Source organism: Methylobacterium sp. ME121 (genome assembly GCF_000974725.1).
GTDB lineage: Bacteria > Pseudomonadota > Alphaproteobacteria > Rhizobiales > Beijerinckiaceae > Methylobacterium > Methylobacterium radiotolerans.
Window position 1 is genome coordinate 16,715 of record NZ_BBUX01000065.1, and the last position, 17,392, is coordinate 34,106.

The window sequence follows — 17,392 nt, forward strand, 5'->3', positions numbered from 1 at the left end:
CCTCGGCGCGCGGGGGAAGCGCGGAGGATCGCCGCGGCGATGTCCGGCCCCGGCCTCCGCCACCGTCAGCACGGCGGCGCCTGGCTGAAGACGGACGTGCCCGGCACGGGCGGCCGCCCGGCCCACGCGCCGTCGCGATAGCGCCGCTTCGCCGCGTACATCTGGGAATCCGCGCGGGACACGGCGGCCTTCAGGCCCCCGTCGCCGCGCCAGGTGGCCGAGCCGAGGGCGGCGCTGATGACGGCCGCGCCGGGCCGGTTCTCGCCGTCGATCCCGTCGAGGATCCGCCGGGCCAGCGCGGCGGCGTCCGCGGCGTCGAGGCCCGGCAGCAGGATCACGAACTCGTCGCCGCCGATCCGGGCCGGGCGGGCCGCGACGGGGCTGTGGCGCTCCAGGATGGCCCCGAACCGGCGGATCACGTCGTCGCCGGCATCGTGGCCCCGGTCGTCGTTGGTCGCCTTGAGGTCGTTCAGGTCCGCGACGATCACGGAGGTCGGCACGGTCCGGCCCGCCTCCAGCCGGTCGAGCGCGGCCGCGTAGCCCAGGCGGTTGAGCAGGCCGGTCAGCGGATCGGTCAGGCTCAGGACCGCGAGGCGCGCCTCGGAGCGCTTGTTGTCGCCGATATCCGTGAGGGCGATCTGGACGAGGCGCCGCCCGCCGCCGGCCTCCGGGACCGGCGAGCGCTGCATCTTGAGGTGCAGGTCGCGCCCGTCGCGGCTGCGCGCCGCGATGTCCCGGCTGCGCGGTGCCGCGCCGTCCCAGAGCTCGGCCAGCTCCTCCCGGAAGAGCTGCAGCGGCGCCTCGCCGAGGCCGCTGCCGAGACCGCTGCCGAGACCGCCGCCGAGACCGCCATCCAGGTGACGCGCGAGGGCGTCGCAGGTGTCGACGCCGAACAGCGCCAGGGCGGGGCGGTTCGCGTCGACGATCCGGCGGGAGGCCTCGGCCTCGGCGAGCCAGCCCGGATGGGCCGCCAGGTGGCCGGCGAGATCCGTGATCCCGTCGGCCCGCAGCGCCGCCAGCCGGGCGGCGACCCCCGTCTCGTCGCGGATCAGGGTCGGGACCGGCGCGTGCTGGAACAGGGTTCCGGTGCGCCGGTCCGCGTCGCGCTCCCGCCGCAGCGCCTCGCGCCGCGTGATGTCCTCGACCGAGATCAGGTAGCGGGTCCAGCCGGCCTCGTGCCCCGGCAGCATCTGCCCCGCGTAGCTGACGTCGATGACGCGCCCCGAGACGGTGCGGTTCCGCGTGACGAGGCGGACCTGGGTCGCCCCGGCCCAGAGCTGGCACAGCACCTCGATCAGCGCCTCCGCGCGCGGATCGTCGAAGATCGCCGGGATGTGGGCGAACAGCTCGGCCTCGTCCCGCGCGTCGTAAATCGCGAGCGTGCTGCGGTTGACCCGCACGATCCGGATCAGGCTCTGGCAGGTCCGCAGGTGCCCGGGATCGCGCAGCCAGGCGCGGAGGTCGACCATGCCGGCCTCCCGCCACGCGTCGAGACGGGCCTTCAGCGCGCCGAGGTCCTGCAACCAGAGGGAAACGGGCGCGAGCTCGAACAGCTGCGCCTCGAGCATCTCGGTCTGTCCCGGGGTCTGCGGCATGGAACGGCGAAGCTTGGGCGGTCGTCTCGACGGATAGGGTCGCGCCGTCCTAGCCCCTTTACCTTGACGAATGGTGCTCGTCCCGACGCTCGACCGGACGCGTGCGGCGGCCGGCCTGCCGGCCTCGAGCCCTCGCCACGGCGCGCGATCCCGACCCGCGGGCCTCCGGAGCGCCCGCGCGCGGTCGGGACGGGGCGGGCCTCGATCCGCTACGGCCCGCCCGCCGCCTCGTCGCGCTTGGCGGCCTGCCACGCCGCCTCCATGGCGGCGAGGTCGGAGCGGCCGAGGGCGCCTCCGGCGGCCGCGAGATGCCGCGCCATGGCGGCGAAGCGGCGCTCGAACTTGGCGGTGCCGTCGCGCAGGGCGGTCTCCGGGTCGATCCCGGCGTGCCGCGCGAGGTTCGCCACCGAGAACAGCAGGTCGCCGATCTCCTCCGACACGGCCTCCGGGTCGCCCGCCGCCAGGGCCTCGGCGACCTCGTCGGTCTCCTCGCGGACCTTGGCGACGACCTGGGCGGCGTCGTCCCAGTCGAAACCGTGGGCGGCCGCCCGCCGGGAGATCTTCTCCGCCCGGGCGAGGGCCGGCAGCGCCCGCGCGACGCCGCCGAGCGGGTCCGGCACCGGATCCGGCTCCGGGCTATCGGCCCCCCGCTCCGCCTGCCGGGCCGCCCGTTCCTGCGCCTTGATCGCCGCCCACTGCGCCTCGACCGCCGCGGGGTCGCGCCGGGGCGAGCCGGCGGGCAGGGGCGCGCCGTCCGGGGTGAAGACGTGGGGGTGGCGCCGGACCAGCTTGTCGCCGATGGCGCGGGCCACGTCGTCGAACGCGAAGGCGCCCTGCTCCTCGGCCATGCGGGCGTGGAACACCACTTGGAGGAGCAGGTCGCCGAGCTCGTCGCGCAGGTCGCGGAGATCGCCCCGCGCCACCGCGTCGGCGACCTCGTAGGCCTCCTCGATCGTGTAGGGCACGATGGTGGCGAAGCTCTGCGCCACGTCCCAGGGGCAGCCGGCGACGGGATCGCGCAGGCTCGCCATTAGCCGCAGGAGCCGGCCCAGGGGCGCCTCCGCGGCGGGATCGTCGTCCCGCACCCCGTTCGCCCCGGACCGGCCCGCGTCGCGTGTCTCGCTCATGGCGACGGCGTTAGAGCATGGCGCGGCGCAGGGAAATCCGTCCCGGGGGCCGCCGGGGCTCAGACCCGGCGGGGGTCGCGCTCCCGTACCTGCTCGGCCTGCAGACCGTTCAGGTAGCCGGTCAGGCGGCCGCTGACCGCCGGATCGGCGCACTGCACCCAGAGGGGCGCCGGGAGCGCGCGGACGGGCAGGCGCAGCAGGAAGGCCTCGGCCGAGAGGGCCGCCTCCCGCTCGGAGGCGGCCGCCAGCAGGCGCGCGCCCGCCCGCGTGCCGATCAGGATCGCGATCGTGCTCATGGCAGCTCTCCCGGCAGCTCTCTCGGCACCTCTCCGGGCCGCGCCCGTGCGGGACAACGGCGCGCGGGTCGCGGGCGTTGCACGGCGCGCCAATCTGCGCGGCCGCCGGCATGGCTGCCAGCGCGGCCCTCAGCTCGTCGGCCGGACGCAGAGCGGCTCCCGGGCCAGCGCCAGGGTGAACGACCACAGGATCCGGCCGACGGAATCCGTCAGCACCGCCCCGGTCAGGAGCATGTTGGCGGCGGTGCGGCACAGGTCGCGGGCGTTGCGGATCGCCGTCTCCGCGTCGTCCGCCTCCAGGCAGTCGCTGGCGAAGGCGAGGCCGCAGCGGCCGTCCGCGTGCTCGAGGGTGCGTCGGAGGTGATAGGCCGGCATCGCTTGGACCACCGCGAGGCGAATCACCGGCCGCCCGCGGCGCGGGCGGGAGCCGGCGCGCGAGGCTAGCGGCGCCGCGCGCCGGCGCGACTGATCCAGATCAAGTCGACGCGCATTCGCCGCCGCCCCGCCCCGGCCCGGTGTCGCAGGCTGTCGCAGGGTGTCGCAGGATGCGCCCGGCGCCGCCGGCCGCTGCGGGAGGTCCGCGCGAGGCCGTGCCGGGTCTTGTTCCAGCGCAGCGGCGCGCGGACCAGCTCGATCAGCGCCAGCCACGCGGCCAGGCTGATCAGCAGGAAGTAGACCGGCATCCACGGGACCGACCGGGCGAGATCCCCCCAGCCGCGGCGGGCGCAGCCGACGAGGGCGGGCAGGACCAGGGCGGCGAGCCCCGTCCCGAACAGCGTGATGGCGAGCCCCGTGGAGAGGTTGTCCAGGAAGACGGGGGCGGCCGGGATCTCCAGGACCAGGAAGGACCACGCCGCCGCGGCGAGGCAGACCGGGTAGGCGAGCGCCGAGACCACCGTCCCGGGAACCAGGGCGGCGGCGCAGAGCGTCTCCAGGCCGCCGAGCCTGCGGGCGTTGGCGAGGGGGCGCCGCCCGTGGGTCAGGCTCGTCTGGACCAGGCCCTTCAGCCAGCGGGTGCGCTGGCCGAGCCAGGGACCGAGGCGGGCCGGCGCCTCCTCGAAGGTGGGGCTGGGCAGGTCGCCGACCGCGTAGCCCGCCAGCGCGAGGCGCAGGCCGAGATCCGCGTCCTCGGTGACGTTGTGGGCGTCCCAGCCGTGCAGCGCCCGCACCACGTGGGTGCGCAGGTGCATCGAGGTGCCGCCCAGCGGGACCGGCAGGCCGCAGCGGGCGAAGGCCGGGTTCAGCACGTCGAACAGCCCGGCATATTCCAGGGCGAAGGCGCGGGCGAGGCGCGAATCGCCGGCATTGTCGATCACGAGCCGCCCCTGGAGGCAGGCGGTGCGCGCGGGCAGGCGCGCGAACAGGGCGGCCGCCAGCCGCAGCTGCCCGGGATCGGGCACGTCCTCGGCGTCGTAGACCGTGAGCAGGGCGCCGCGGGCCAGCGGCAGGGCGGCGTTGAGCGCCCGCGGCTTGGTGCGCGGGCCGCCCGGCGGCACCGTGATCACCTCGAACCGGGCCGGGAGGGTGTCTGCGCGATGCCGCAAAGATCCGCTTCACGCCCTAGGGACACAAACCATTTCCGTCGCAAAGTTCTGGTCCTGGCGGATGCAAAGTTCCGTTTTCCCTCGGGACGAATGCGGCACTCGATCTGAGGGAGGTCCTTTGTGGGTTTCGACTGCGGAGGCGAAACTTGCTGACACGCGGCGATGGAGCCGCCACCGGAATTGCGTCCGATGCGCTACGACCATGCGAACAAGGAGAACCGGCGGCGCGCCGCCGCCGTGCTTGAGGTCCTTCGGGGCAAGCTCGTCGATGCGAGCGACGCGGTCGAGCATGCCGTGACCACGCAGGCAACGACCTCATTCCCGCAATGGATGCTGGCGAACGTGGTCGGGGTGCACATCTACGAGGTACGCGGGGGATGGAACGCCGACCTCGCGTTCAAGGACCTACCGCTCGGCGTTCCGTCGGTGACCGGCAATGCCGTGCCCTGCACGTCGCGGGAGGCGGCGCTGGATAGCGCCGTGAGGCAACTCTCGCTCTGCGCCGAACGGGATAAGGCGTATCGCGACAGTCCTCGCGACCGTTTCCGCTGGTTCGTCTTCGAAGAGATCGAGGTGCCGGTCGATCCGGATTACCTGTCCCGCGCGGCCGCCGACGTGGCCCGCGACGGGGACACGCTGGAGCAGGTCCTGGAGGAGATGGCGCGCCTGCGGCTTGAGATCTCCAGCGACGAGTCCGTGACCGGGCCCATCTTCGAGGCGGCGGACATTGAGGATCGAGAGCGCCTGTGTATCCTCTGCGAGAAGGCGATGGCCCTGGGCGTGACCCAGTTCTCGCTCGCCGACGAGCTCAGGTCGGATTACGCTGTCGCCGCGCCGGGCCCGATGCACTGAGCCTCGTCGGCCCTCTGGCTCAAGGGCAGCTTTCGAACTGGCTTCGGTCTCTCGTCGGACCACGGGAACCCCTCGACGTGAGGGCGCTCATAGATCCAACCCAGAACCTTTGACGGGTCGAACGCCGGCTTCCGGCCAGACGCGGCGACGAGACGGATCACCATCCGAGGCCCCATGCAGTGAAGTTCGGCCACTTCAGTGGCGGTGACGTACCGGCTCCTGAACGCTTCGAAGCTGTCCCGGGTCACGAGCGGCAACCTTCTCCGGGTCGTCGGACAGAATTCGTCGATCACCTCCAACTGCCCAGCCTGGATCAAGGCGGTAGCGACGCCCCGGTTCAGGCCGGGCATTTCCGAGTGGATTTCCTTCTTCGTCAGGCTTCGCCTCGGCGGGGCGGCCTCCTGTAGGACCCTGGTCACCTCGTCGGCATCGACGAGCAAGTCCGTGTAGCGTCGACCGCCGAGCAAGCGGCCCTTCCAGGAGAGCCTGTCGTCGAGGATGAGCTCGATCAGGTCGCCGATGTTGGTCGAGGCGGCGAAGCAGGCGCGGCCGAACGTGACCTGCCTCGAAGTCGGGGCTTGGACGGGCACTGCTCCCGCGAAAAGGCGGTCCATGAAGGCATTGAGGTCGGCGCGTGTGATGCGGTGCCGTGCCCTGCTCACCTCGCGCGACCCGAACAAGGCTGGGACAAGACCACGGGCCACGAGTTCCAGGAGGTGCTTCTGGGGGATCCCGGCAGCCGCCGATGCCTCGGCGATCTTCAGGCCGGCGGCGAACTCCCTCAACCGGACCTCGAACTCGTCCACCCGCACGGTGAGCCGTGGATGGTTCGGTTCGGCCAGGGCCGGTGCGATGCCCGATCTCGCGAAGATGGCGCGCAAGGTCTGGCGAGTGGTGCCCGACGCCGCGGCGGCAGAGGACATGGTATGGAGGCGCCGTTCCTCCAACACCTCGCCTAGGACCTGGATGCCGGCAGCCAGGGGCACGTTCTCGATGATATGCCGCCGCACGACGTCCCGAAAACGCTGGAAGGCGGGATCGTCCAAGGTCCGCTCAAGAATGATCAGGACATGGCCATAGGCGCTCTTCATGCCGACGTAGCCGGCCGCTTGATTCCTGACGACGAGCCCGTCGAGAAAGCGTTCGATGGCGGCTTCGCCGTCGCTCGCGATCCGGTACCCTGCGAGGGAGGCCGCCGCCCATTCCTCGGTCCCGAGTTCAGAAACCTTGCCGCTGCCTTCCTCGTGCACCTCGACGCCGAGCCCCTCGCAGGTCGCGAGCGCCGCGTGCAGCGGCATGCCGTCGAGCCAGTTTGAGGGGTCCTTCGCCCCGTCCATGCGTCGCAGCACCCAATCCTCGAATGCGTTGGGCTTGGCAGGCTCGGTCACGGCTCGCAGGTGGTCGAGCTTCGGCAGCACCTCGCTCGCCATTGCCTTCGAGAAGTCGATGAGTACGCCCTTCACGGCGGCGACCGGCGTGGTCTCGGCGAGGTAGACGGCATGGATCCTACATGTCCTGACGTGCTCGATCATCCATTCGAGCCGTAGCCAGGGACGGGCGACCATGGGGACGTCCTTCGGAGCCCCGGCAAGATCCTGCGCGATGCAATGGGGACAGAAGCGGAAGGACCTGGACAGGATCGTACCCCACCCAAGCGTCTCTTCCCCGACCCGGGGGTGCGTGTACTTGGTGGCTCGATACGGGGTACGCCGTGCCAGAACCTCTGTCTCGGTAGCGTCCAGTCCGCCAAGCAACGCGACGTCGCGCACGCTGGCCTCGCGGCCGGAATGGACCTCGTGGGCTGATATGCCGGCGTCGCGCATCAGGGTGACGAGATCGACGCCGTTGAGGGCGGCGAGGCGGGCCGCGTACCCTATGGCCGGCTCGCGCTCGTGAGGCGGGAACTTCCAGGTCAACGGCTGGACAGGCGCCCTTATGGTCATCGCTCCTCGTCCCCGGGCTCACCGAGGAACGAACCCTCCGGAAGCTTGGCCCAATCGTCCACCAGGAACGGGTTCATGTGGTTGTGGCCGCGGGCGCGAGACTGGTTCGCGTAGGCCAAGGCGAAGTGCTCACGACGCAGTTCCGTGGCGTTGGGGTCGGCGCGCAAGGCCACGTGGATGGCGGCGACAACGCCTTGGCAGATGCGTGCGTACCGAAAGCGTGCAGCGCGCGCCATGCGCTCCGGCATGTCGGTGTCCCCCATGGAACCGATGTTCAAGCCACCCGCCTCGGCCAGCTTCCGGAGGATGCGGACGACGAGCTTGCGTTCGGCCGGCATCTGGACGTCGGGGAAGTCGACCCAGAAGGCGCGACGCTCGAACTGTTCGTCGGTCTTCGCAAGAGCAGCGATCTTCGGCAGCCCCGAAAGGACGAAGGCCACGGGCCAGCTCGATGAGATGGAAACGCCCTTGATGGCGTTGGCGAGCGCGGAGATCTCGTTCTTGGTTCCTTCCCCCTTGATCAGGTGCTGTGTCTCGTCGATGTGCACGAGGAAGACCAAGCGCCTCTTAAGCGCCGCCGGCATCTCGTTCCATAGGTCGCCACGACCGGCATCCGACTTCATGGGATGTCCAGCGGCCACGATGATGTCGTGCGCCGCAATGCGCGGAAGGGTATAGCCGGACAGCTTGATCGACACGTAAGGGGAGATCGGCCCAAACGAGGCTTGGTGAGTCTGCAGAAGTTCGTGCTGGCGGAGGACACGTCCGATAGCCTCCGACTTACCGGCGCCGCTTGGCCCTGTCAGAAACAGGATGTCCGCCTCCTTCCGTCGACCATCTCTTGTGGTGACGAAACGCTGCAGGAACGTATCGAAGACTTCGCCCAAGACCTTGTCGCGGCCGCAAGCCACGTAGGCCGCCTCGACAAGATCAAGCCGCTCCACCACCTTCAACTTTGCGTCCGAATACCTCCCTCGCAGGGAATGAAAAAACGCGTCGGCGTCGTCGACCATGGGGCCAGGCATGATGCCGGCTTCCTTGCGGCCGTCCATGTCGGCGCTCATTCGTCATCCTCGTCGAACATGTTGACGGAGCCGTCGAGGGCCGTAGGAGCGGCGGTGGGCGGCGGCGCGGGGCGCCGTGCACCGGTCGGGGTCGCCAGGGAGGTCCCGATCTGGCCTGGACGGGCGTCCACGTTCACGGGCGGGCCCGACGGCGCCGGACGTTCCGAGAGCGTGACATGCCCCCCGCGCTCGACCTTCTCCACGAGACAGCGCAGCTGCTCCGCCGAGACGACATGCGAAGGTACTCCGGCACGCCTTCGCGCCTTCTCCGCATCGCCCATCAAGTCGAGGAGCGCTCTGAGCCGGAATGGGTTACCGGCAAGCTCCTCCTCCTTCTCGAAGCGGCGCAGCGCGCGGTTTTCCCTCAGCCATTCGGCAAGGGTGGTGCCGTCAAGGCCTTCGGCCTCGAACACCAAGTAGGCTCCGTCACCCTCGAAGTGGTGCCTGAGATCGGGCGCGATGCCGACCAGCACGCAGCCCATGTCGTTTGGGTCGGTGACGATGGTGAGCCGTCGTTCGCCAAGGTATGCCCGCAGCTTCCCCATGAGTGGGTGCTTGTACACGGCGTTGAGGTAGGTGATGCCGTCCTCTTCCAGGGCCCGGTTGCGAACCGGGAGGCCGAAGGCGAGCAGCCTGTTGTGGTGGTCCGGCGGCGGGTCCAGGTCGTTGTCGGCGCGGCGCCAGGCCTCAATGGGCCGCATGCCTCCAAGCCCGGAATGCGGCCTCTGGTGATAGTCGTCGACGATGAAGCGCACGAGGCGGAAGTAGAGGTCTTCGACGATCAGGCTCGCCATCTCCTCGGAAGGGTAGTCCCCCCTCTCGACCACGTTGGAGAAGGACTGGCCGGTGTAGATCCGGCACAGCCTCTTCAGGGAGCCGAAGAACGACTCGATGGTGCCACGCGTGCGAGGGTCCTTGCCGGGAAATCGGTGCTCGACCCGCAGCCTGCCGAGGGCGTCGTGGAAGTCGCCCCGGAAGGCCGGGCCGCCGTCCGTCGCGACCTCTAGCGGACGGGCTGTCATGGGCCACTTGCCCTGGGCCCCCGCCAACAACGCAATCGGCGCCTTGTCGACCACGATGCTCTGAAGGGCGGACTTCGAGCCGGCGGCTGAGGGCGCGAAAGGCGTGACGTGCAGGCCCACGATGCACTTGGTGACCACGTCGATGGCGACGGTTACCGTGCAGCGGATCGCGACGCGGTTCTTCTTCAAGCGGCGCGCCTCAGCCCTCGCCTTGGGACCGATATCGGGCCTGACACGCGTGTCCTTGAGGGCGGTGAAGAGGTCGATCTCCCAATCGTCCATCTCGACGCGTTCCATGCACGCGAGCGGCGTCAGGCCATCGACGGACACCAGTCCCTTCCCGACCGGCATGTACTTCAGCTCGGTTCGCTTGGGACCCAGATGTGCCAAGTCGATTAGGATCGGGGGCAACTTCTTGATGCGCCGCCGGACGGCGCTCTCGCCGACCGAGATGGGACATTCCGGCTGCAAGCGGCGGTTCAGCACCAAGAGTTCGGCCTTGATCCGCGCGAACACGTCGGATGGCTTGATCCTGTTGCCAGTGGCGAACTGGCCGACGTGCTTCTCGACGATGCCGATCGCCCGTTCGTCAACCTGATTGCGTCGGCCGCACAGGTGATACTGGGGGCGGAACACGCCTGGTTGGTCCTCGCCCTCATTGAGCAGGTTGATCCATTCCCGCAGTGTCGAGGCACCTGGATAGTCGTAGGGCTTGCGAGGCTGACCGCTGATCTTGCGGCCCAGCGGACGCTTGAGCCCGAACGTCTCGATGTACCAGTCGTGCATCAACTCCCTCTCGCCCTCAATGAAGGCGGTTAGGTCTTCCGTGGTCTTGTTCCTGCGGATCTCGTGGCCTGCCACCCCCTTCTGGGCGTGCCGGAAGCGTACGCACCATTCGACCTTCCAGGCGATGTCCCGCAGGACCTCGTCAGGCAGGTCCGACAGGTCGGAAAGGTTCGTGCCTGCGGCCCGGTCCCGAAGAAGCTGGAAGGCAAGCGAGTAGAAGCCTTCCTCGATGCGGATCTTCCTGGCCGTCCGAAGTGCCGCGTATTCCTCGTCGCTCAGAGGCTTGAGCGTCGTATCCACGACGGCGTTGTTGACGACGAGGCGAAGGAGGTTCGCCCGCCCCTTCCTGCCGGCCGGGCGATAATGGACACCATCGATGGTGACCCGGTCGTGGCATCCAAGCTTGTAGCGTTCAGCTGACATCGTCCTTGCTGCCCGGTGAACTTCCTGCGGGAAGGTGACGGATGCCGTCACCTTCCCGCAGCGGCCTCTCGGCCCGATTAAGAGGGATGGTTAGTGTTGCCGGCCGATTCCGGCCGGGACACGGTTCTCAAGCGGGAGGTCGAGGTCGAGCCGCTCCTCCGGCGGGTTCGCGAGGATCCCGGATTGCAGCAGCGCCGTCGCCGCCCGAACACCGCGGTGGCCGAGGCCGGTCGCGGCGGCGATCTCGCGGAAGGTCGTGATCGGCCCCAGCGAAGCGAGAGCCTTCCGGACCGCTGCTTGGCCGACGTAGTCGTGATCACGACCGCACCGCAGGATCTGGCGTCCGTTGAGCACCGCGACTGGGTCGAGGGTCTCGTAGGTGATCGCGCGGTAGTCGTCGGCGATCTCAGGCCCACGCTGGGCGCAGATCGCCTTGATCACATCGACGGTGTCATCCGCCAGCAGGGCCGCCTCGGTCTGCCTGACCGCGATGGCTTCCCGGAACCCGTTCTCCCATTCGACGATGATGTCGAAGGTGTAGAGGTGCTGGACGCCGCCACGGTCGTACCTCACCGTCCGCTGCTCTCGGATACGTCGCACGCCGGCGAGCGAGGCGAAGACGGTCAGGACCGCGCGCTCCGGCTCGCTCTCGTAGACGTACTCGACACCCCGGAAGGGATCGACCACCGAGCCGGTGGACGCGCCACCCCACTTCGGCGCGGGATGCCGGTTCGGATCGGTATCCGCCCAGTCATACCCGACGAGACCGCCGGCCGCTTGCCGCGGACCGTCGGCGTCCCCCTTTGGCCGGGATCAGCCTTTCAACCTTTGACCGCGGGAATGCGTCCAGTCACCGGGACGCCTCTCCCGAACCGTGCTCGATGGGCACGAACTCTTTCGACGAGGATTTGGTGGCGGCTGGGCATCCGGACCTCCCCTTTGGCGGGCATGACATCGCGCCTCGCAAAGGCGCGCCTTCAGGTTTTCTCGAAGGTTCGGGCGCCTGACGGCGCTCCGGGTCAGTACCGGTAGGGGGATTTGATCGCCTGGACGGCGCCGCCCGACCGGGGCTGACGTACGATCATGCTGAGCATGGCTGTCCTCCTCCGGTTGCGGCCATCTCATGGCCATGGGTCGATCTGTGGGCGGTAGGTCGACCATGCCACCGCCCCGCCTGAGGACGCGTTAACAAAACCCTGGCCGGCGAATGCGCCTGTGGATGGCGTCGGGTCGGCGGCCCCACTCCCGGGGAATGGCGGGCCCGCGGGGCGGAATGGCTTCCTTCGGCATGGTGCGCGAGACGGTCAGGCATCGCCAACTCCCTCCCTCCCGTGGGCCCGTGTCGGGAACGAAATGACCTTGCCGTCGGGGGAACAGGGGAGCGTTCGCGTCCTACGGATCGCCCTCCTTTCCGCCTCGACCATGACTTCGGCGGCGACCGCCAATCGCGCCCGCTCGACCACAGCTTCGAAGACCCGCCTTCCGAGCTCGCGCTCGATCTCGGCGAAGGTCTCAAGAAGCGCCATGACAGCCTCATCCATGGTGCGGCCCGCCCTGCTCGGCGGAGAGGAGCCCTCTGTCGTGGGCCTCGACGAGTTGGAGGAAGGCCTGTTCGTCCACCACCCGTCGGGTGACGAGCAGGCGCGCGAGCGCCTCGACGAGCGAGCGATGTTGCCGCACGATGCCGAGGGCGACACCGTAGAGGCGCTGCAGGTCGGCCTCGCACGCAAGGCGAAGCTCCTGGTCAGCCAGGAGAAGACCTGCGGCTCGATCCGCCGGCGCCCCTTGCACCAGGCTACCCCCCATTCCGTAGCTGGCTAGGCGCGCGGCCGCGAGTGAGGTCGCCTCGCCCAGGTCGGTATGGCTCCCGGTCGAAAGCCCGAGGCCGAGTACCTCTTCGGCCGCCCGGCCTCCGAGCAGGCCGACGATCACCGCCTCGATGCCTTCCGGGGACATCGTGGTGTCCTCCCCGGTCGTGAGCGTGTGGCCACCGGTCTGCCCGTGCGCCAGGATGCTGATGCGCCGGACCCTGCGTCCGCCTGTCTTCGCCACGGCGACAGCATGCCCTGCTTCGTGGCATGCGCAGCGCCACACCGACGCCTCCGACCTCCCGTCCGCCGGTGCCGCCTCGGCCAACAGGTCCGACAACTCCATCGCACGACCCGCGAGCCTGGCCTTCAGTCGGGCCGTCTCGACCCAAGCCCTCGCCTCGGCCCCGCTGGCGCCGAGTCCGACGGAGACGATCCCGTCGAGATCGGCGTCGGCGAGGTCACCGTGCAGGTGCTGGCGTAGGATCCCGGCCAAAGCATCGGCGTCCGGTGGTTGGATCCGGATGACGCGCCCGAGACGCCCAGGCCTGAGCAGCGCGGGATCGATGCGCTCCTGAGCGTTGGTCGCCGCGACGACGATGATCCGCGACGCGTCCGTCCCATGCAGCCCAAGGCCATCCAGGAAGCTGAGAAGGGCTCCGAGGATGGGCATCCAGTAGCTGGCATGCCGATCTTCGCCGCCAGCCCGCGAAGGCAAGGCATCGGCCTCGTCGAAATACAGAATACATGGAGCAGAAGACGAAGCGCGTAGAAGATCATCTTGCATGCGACGAAGCACATCGTCGAGATAACCGGACCCGGCAAACCAGCTTGCGACGGAAGTGGTAATGACAGGCAAGTTGCATGACTTGCCAAGACTCCGCAGAAGCGTCGTCTTGCCCAGGCCCGGCCTGCTCGCCAGGCAGGCGTTCAGGCTGCCGGCCGGCCATAGCCCCTCGCCGCGTCGCCAAGCCTCGATGGTGGCGACCACCCGGCGTGCCCAGGCGCCCGCGTCCCCAAGACCCACCATGTCTCCCACGAGGGGCACGTCGTCGAGGTCGCCGGCGGGAAGCGTCCGCGCACGGGCAATCGCCTCCAGCCTCCGTACGGCGGCGGCCGCGCCGTCTCCAGCCCTGATCGCGGCGAGGTAGTCGGGGTAGTCGGCGCCCTGAATTGATGCCGGCATCCGACGGGGACGCGTGCCGGTCGCCTCGCGGATCACTCGGCGCAAGACCGTTGGGGACGGATGGCCCGGGCTGACCCGGATGTCCGCCGCGTCGACGAAACTTCGCGGCACGTAGCGTTCGGGCAGCCAGGATACGACAGCGACGCGGCGACCGGCGGCCAGGAGCTCGACGAGTTCGGCCTCGCCCTCTTCGGCCCGTAGCCTGGGACGGCTGACGACATCGCGGGCATCGAGCTTCGCCCACGGACCCATCGCCGCGATGGCCCGGCGGAGCGGCTGGATCCAGGCCGGCGTCGGTGCCTCGACGAGGACCGATAGGCGAGGGGAGCCGGCAATCCTCCGACGCTGCGCCACCGTGAGCGCCGAGGCGAGGGTAGCCTTGGCCAGCGTATGGATTGGGCTGCTGAAGGCAATCGGCTCGGCCTTGGCTTGCTCGTCCTCGCCTTCGAAGAACTCGTAGCCGGTCGTTTCCTGCTCCGAGCCTTCGGCGGCAGTCGGGTCGACCGGCTGCCCACGGTTCACGCGACTGCCGACGCGGGCCAGGTGGTCGAGGCGCTTCTTGGGGTTCGTCTTGCTACTGCTCATGACGGCCTCAATCGAGAGGCCGCCGCGCGCGTCCTCGCGCGCCGGTCAGGCCCCGGTGGGTGTGTCGGATGGGATGAGAGGAGGACACGCCGCGGGCATGCGGCGAGCCAGCTGCCAAGTGGCAGCAGGCGGGATCCGTTTCAGGCGGTCGTGGCGGGACATTTCGAGGCTCCTGCGCATGCCGGGGCTATTCGGGACTGGTCAGGTCGAGGCCGTCGAACTCCACCCTGCGGGCGGTCGCGGAGAGCCGGACCCCGGTCGGGGCCGGCGCGGTCCTCTCGCGCAGCCTGGCGGCCTGCCGTTCGGCTTCAACCAGCGCGGCCCGGCCGAGGGCGACGAGCACCGCCGCGACGATGCGGGCGAACGCGGTGCCAGGGTAGGCCTCGCTGGCTAGGGTCAGTCGGCGGAAGACCTCGCCAACGTGACGGGCGGGATCCTCCGTTACTGGCGGCGGCGCCGAAAGGGCCGCGGGTCCGTGGTTCTCAGCCTCGTCAACGGGGGCACGATGAAGCTCCCGGCCAGGGCTATTCTTGTACTCGATCATGATGGCCGCCTCCGCGCAGGGGCAGCCGGCCGCGCTCCGTGGCGGCGGGTCAGCCCTCAGCGGGTATCGGGAAGGCGCGCGAGCGCCCGTGATGGATCGCGGCCGGGGTGGCCTCGGCCGTGGAGGGCAGCTGATTTTCGCAGGGCGGTGGTCGTCATCGGGAGGGAACCTTCGAGGGCCTCCCGGGCACGCGTGCGGGGACGCGCGGCTATCCGCGGGAGGAAGAATCGGCGTGGCCCGGCGCGGGGATCCCCGCCCGGATCGCCATGCATTTCATCAGTGCGAACATGGCGCCTTAAATGCAGGTAAACGTGCTGATCTTCAAGTTGTCCCGCCGAAGTAGGTGTGGACTAAATTCGGCAAAGTTAATTCCTGCGCCATTGAGACAAGCGAACTTTCCTGAAGCGCCTGGCTGGAGAGGGCGTGGATAGCCGAGCTTGGGGCAGCCAACGGCGACCGGATGCCCGCCAAAGTCCCCGGCAAAGGGTTAGTGCTGGCGAATGCTCCCAGCCCCCGCACCCTAAGGGCATACGGCCGTCGCGCCACAAACAGCGACGGCCGTATGCCCTCGTCCAACTGACGCCCAGCAACGATGGACCTTGGGGTTTCCGCGAGCCCGGAGCCGCCTGGGACGGCTTGACAAATGAGCAATAAAATCAATTTTAGCATCATGGCTGGCCGTCCACCCCGTCGCAGCGACCCCGAACTCTGTCGTCGCCTCGAAGAGGCGAGGCAGGCTCAGCGCCTTAGTCGAGCCGCCGTCGCCCAGATGCTCGGCACAAGCGCCTCGAACCTGACACGCAGCATGACGCAAAAGGCTTTCTCACGGGATCTTTCGGCGCGCGTCGAAGCGCTCCTTGAGAAGCGCGCGTGGGACGTGCCAGGCGCAGCTTTGAGGACGTCCGACCCAGATATCTCGGCGCTCAGAAAATCATTGCTTTTATTGCGAGAATTAACTACGATGGCACCAGATATCGAGAAGGCGCTTGCCCTCGCGATTCGACGCGACGGCAACGGGATCGGCCGATGACCAGCTCAAGAAATGTCATCGCGATGATCCGCAGCCATGCTGACGGTGACAGTGGCCACTTCCTAGCCATTGCAGAGCACATCGCGGATGAGGCTGCGCGTTCGGGCAAAACCAAAGTCGCCGACGATATCAATGCCGCGGTGAAGCGCGCAAAACTTAGGTCGACCCCACAGGCAAAGCCGACGCCTATCGCTGCCGCTCGGGGCGAACTCGCGGGCATGATGCGGGCAACGTACCCGGATGTCCGGATGGCCGATCTCGTGGTTGGGCGTGACATCGAGAGACGATTGCGTCGACTCGTCCGCGAGCATGAGGAGGCGGAAGCACTCCAAGCCAAGGGCCTCACGCCCCGTCGCAAATTCCTGTTTTCTGGCCCTCCCGGCACGGGCAAGAGCATGACTGCCTCGGCTATCGCCGGCGAGCTCGGTCTGCCGCTCATGACGGTCCTACTCGACGGCATCATCACCAAGTACATGGGCGAGACCGCGGCCAAGCTGAGGCTTGTGTTCGATGCGATGATGACGACACGCGGCGTCTACCTGTTTGACGAGGTCGACGCCCTGGCCTCCAGGCGCTCATCGGAGAATGATATCGGCGAGGCCCGCCGGATGCTAAACTCCTTCCTACAGTTCTTGGAAGATGACGCCTCGGGCAGCATCGTCATCGCCGCAACGAACCTCCGTTCGCTCCTCGACCCGGCGATCTTCCGTCGTTTCGACGCGGCGTTCGTCTATGACAAGCCGTCACCGGAAGACGCCCGGCGGGTGCTGGTCAAGCACCTTCATGCATTCGATCTCTCAGTGCTTGACTGGGAACGCATCGACGGCTGCACGCCCGGCCTCAGCCAGGCCGATATTGTCGCGGCAGCATCGGATGCGGCGCGGGATGCCGTCCTCGACAACGGCTCTGAAATCACCACGGAATTTGTCTGTCAGGCCCTAACGGATCGCACTATAGTACACGCGCAATAAGCTCGCTCCCGAGCCTGTTGCGGGCGTCCCGGTGATCAGCGTTTCCTAGGCATGGCAGAGCGTAATCTCTATCGTCACCTCCACATCCGTGGATTGGGCGTGGCGTCCGAGTCTTTTCGTGCAATCGGAATGGGTTCTGAAAAGGAGGTGCGCCCGGTCGTGGACAGAGCCGAGCATGCCAGGATCCTCTCGGAAGGTCTTGACGCTGCCGTTTCTGACATCGACGAATACATGGCTGCTCAGAAGGCGTCAGGGGTCAGAAAAAACAAGCGAGGAATGCCAGTTACGTTTGAGGGGCGCCCGGACATACTTTTGAGGGTTGGGCAAGGACGTTCGAGCCAAGGATTCGCGCTGTTGAATGTGCGCAGGAAGCCTGTTGCTGGTTCAGATTACGAGCAAAAGACCGATCAAGCCACGTTCTTTGCGACCCCAGCCACCCTCAGCACACTACGACGCAACCTTGAAGATTACGGCAATTGGGTTGGGTCCGACGATGAAACTTCTGACGAGGCCTACGAGGACGACACAGGACGACCGCGGCGCTTCAAGCTCTTTGAAAGCGCCGCTCTAATCCGTTCGACCTCAGTACAAGACCTGTGGACCGATAGTCTGGATG

15 protein-coding genes and 1 pseudogene are annotated in these 17,392 nt (G+C 68.4%); 4 read left to right on the plus strand and 12 right to left on the minus strand.

From position 1 onward, the window contains the following. Window positions 1-65 precede the first annotated feature (65 nt). The 5 genes and pseudogenes from ME121_RS26485 to ME121_RS26505 all read right to left on the minus strand — a co-directional run. Window positions 66-1,568, minus strand: coding sequence for a sensor domain-containing diguanylate cyclase (locus ME121_RS26485; protein WP_158682003.1), 1,503 nt, complete (start codon window positions 1,566-1,568; stop codon window positions 66-68). A 236-nt stretch (window positions 1,569-1,804) separates the two neighbouring features. Then, a complete protein-coding gene (gene mazG, locus ME121_RS26490) occupies window positions 1,805-2,722 on the minus strand; it encodes a nucleoside triphosphate pyrophosphohydrolase (RefSeq protein ID WP_083374335.1) in 918 nt (305 codons plus the stop codon). Window positions 2,723-2,781: 59 nt separating this feature from the next. Further along, window positions 2,782-3,018: a hypothetical protein gene (locus tag ME121_RS26495; RefSeq protein ID WP_012318612.1), complete on the minus strand. Its 237-nt coding sequence runs from the start codon at window positions 3,016-3,018 to the stop codon at window positions 2,782-2,784. A 129-nt stretch (window positions 3,019-3,147) separates the two neighbouring features. Next, window positions 3,148-3,393, minus strand: coding sequence for a hypothetical protein (locus tag ME121_RS26500; protein WP_012318611.1), 246 nt, complete (start codon window positions 3,391-3,393; stop codon window positions 3,148-3,150). A gap of 65 nt (window positions 3,394-3,458) precedes the next feature. Further along, window positions 3,459-4,547 (minus strand): annotated as a pseudogene (locus tag ME121_RS26505) (glycosyltransferase family 2 protein); the annotation flags it as partial. Window positions 4,548-4,724: 177 nt separating this feature from the next. Here ME121_RS26505 and ME121_RS26510 point away from each other — a divergent pair. Next, a complete protein-coding gene (locus tag ME121_RS26510) occupies window positions 4,725-5,414 on the plus strand; it encodes a hypothetical protein (RefSeq protein ID WP_206407006.1) in 690 nt (229 codons plus the stop codon). On the opposite strand, the gene ME121_RS26515 is transcribed toward ME121_RS26510, so the two are convergent. The 7 genes from ME121_RS26515 to ME121_RS26545 all read right to left on the minus strand — a co-directional run bounded on the left by ME121_RS26515 (window position 5,381) and on the right by ME121_RS26545 (window position 14,775). Further along, a complete protein-coding gene (locus ME121_RS26515) occupies window positions 5,381-7,330 on the minus strand; it encodes a TniQ family protein (protein WP_179239963.1) in 1,950 nt (649 codons plus the stop codon). The genes ME121_RS26510 and ME121_RS26515 overlap by 34 nt on opposite strands. Before the next feature lie 23 nt (window positions 7,331-7,353). Continuing rightward, on the minus strand, window positions 7,354-8,421 hold the full coding sequence (locus ME121_RS26520) for an ATP-binding protein (RefSeq protein WP_059409896.1): 1,068 nt from the start codon (window positions 8,419-8,421) through the stop codon (window positions 7,354-7,356). Beyond that, window positions 8,418-10,652: a TnsB C-terminal domain-containing protein gene (locus ME121_RS26525; protein ID WP_059409897.1), complete on the minus strand. Its 2,235-nt coding sequence runs from the start codon at window positions 10,650-10,652 to the stop codon at window positions 8,418-8,420. Before ME121_RS26525 ends, ME121_RS26520 begins: the two co-directional genes overlap by 4 nt. Before the next feature lie 90 nt (window positions 10,653-10,742). Then, entirely contained in the window at window positions 10,743-11,339 is a 597-nt protein-coding gene (locus tag ME121_RS26530) for a hypothetical protein (RefSeq protein WP_059409898.1), read from the minus strand. Window positions 11,340-11,956: 617 nt separating this feature from the next. Next, complete coding sequence (locus tag ME121_RS26535) at window positions 11,957-12,193, minus strand: hypothetical protein (protein ID WP_059409899.1); 237 nt, start codon at window positions 12,191-12,193, stop codon at window positions 11,957-11,959. Beyond that, entirely contained in the window at window positions 12,186-14,231 is a 2,046-nt protein-coding gene (locus ME121_RS26540; protein WP_059409900.1) for an AAA family ATPase, read from the minus strand. Before ME121_RS26540 ends, ME121_RS26535 begins: the two co-directional genes overlap by 8 nt. Window positions 14,232-14,418: 187 nt before the next feature. Then, the gene (locus ME121_RS26545; RefSeq protein WP_059409901.1) at window positions 14,419-14,775 is read right to left on the minus strand and encodes a hypothetical protein; all 357 of its coding nucleotides are present in this window, start codon (window positions 14,773-14,775) and stop codon (window positions 14,419-14,421) included. 643 nt (window positions 14,776-15,418) lie between these two features. On the opposite strand from ME121_RS26545, the gene ME121_RS34330 reads away from it, so the two are divergent. The 3 genes from ME121_RS34330 to ME121_RS34335 all read left to right on the plus strand — a co-directional run. Continuing rightward, window positions 15,419-15,805, plus strand: coding sequence for a hypothetical protein (locus ME121_RS34330; protein ID WP_143739261.1), 387 nt, complete (start codon window positions 15,419-15,421; stop codon window positions 15,803-15,805). Further along, complete coding sequence (locus ME121_RS26550) at window positions 15,802-16,776, plus strand: AAA family ATPase (RefSeq protein WP_059409902.1); 975 nt, start codon at window positions 15,802-15,804, stop codon at window positions 16,774-16,776. Before ME121_RS34330 ends, ME121_RS26550 begins: the two co-directional genes overlap by 4 nt. A 51-nt stretch (window positions 16,777-16,827) precedes the next feature. Next, a partial coding sequence (locus ME121_RS34335; protein WP_491892890.1) for a hypothetical protein occupies window positions 16,828-17,392 on the plus strand: 565 nt, incomplete at its 3' end.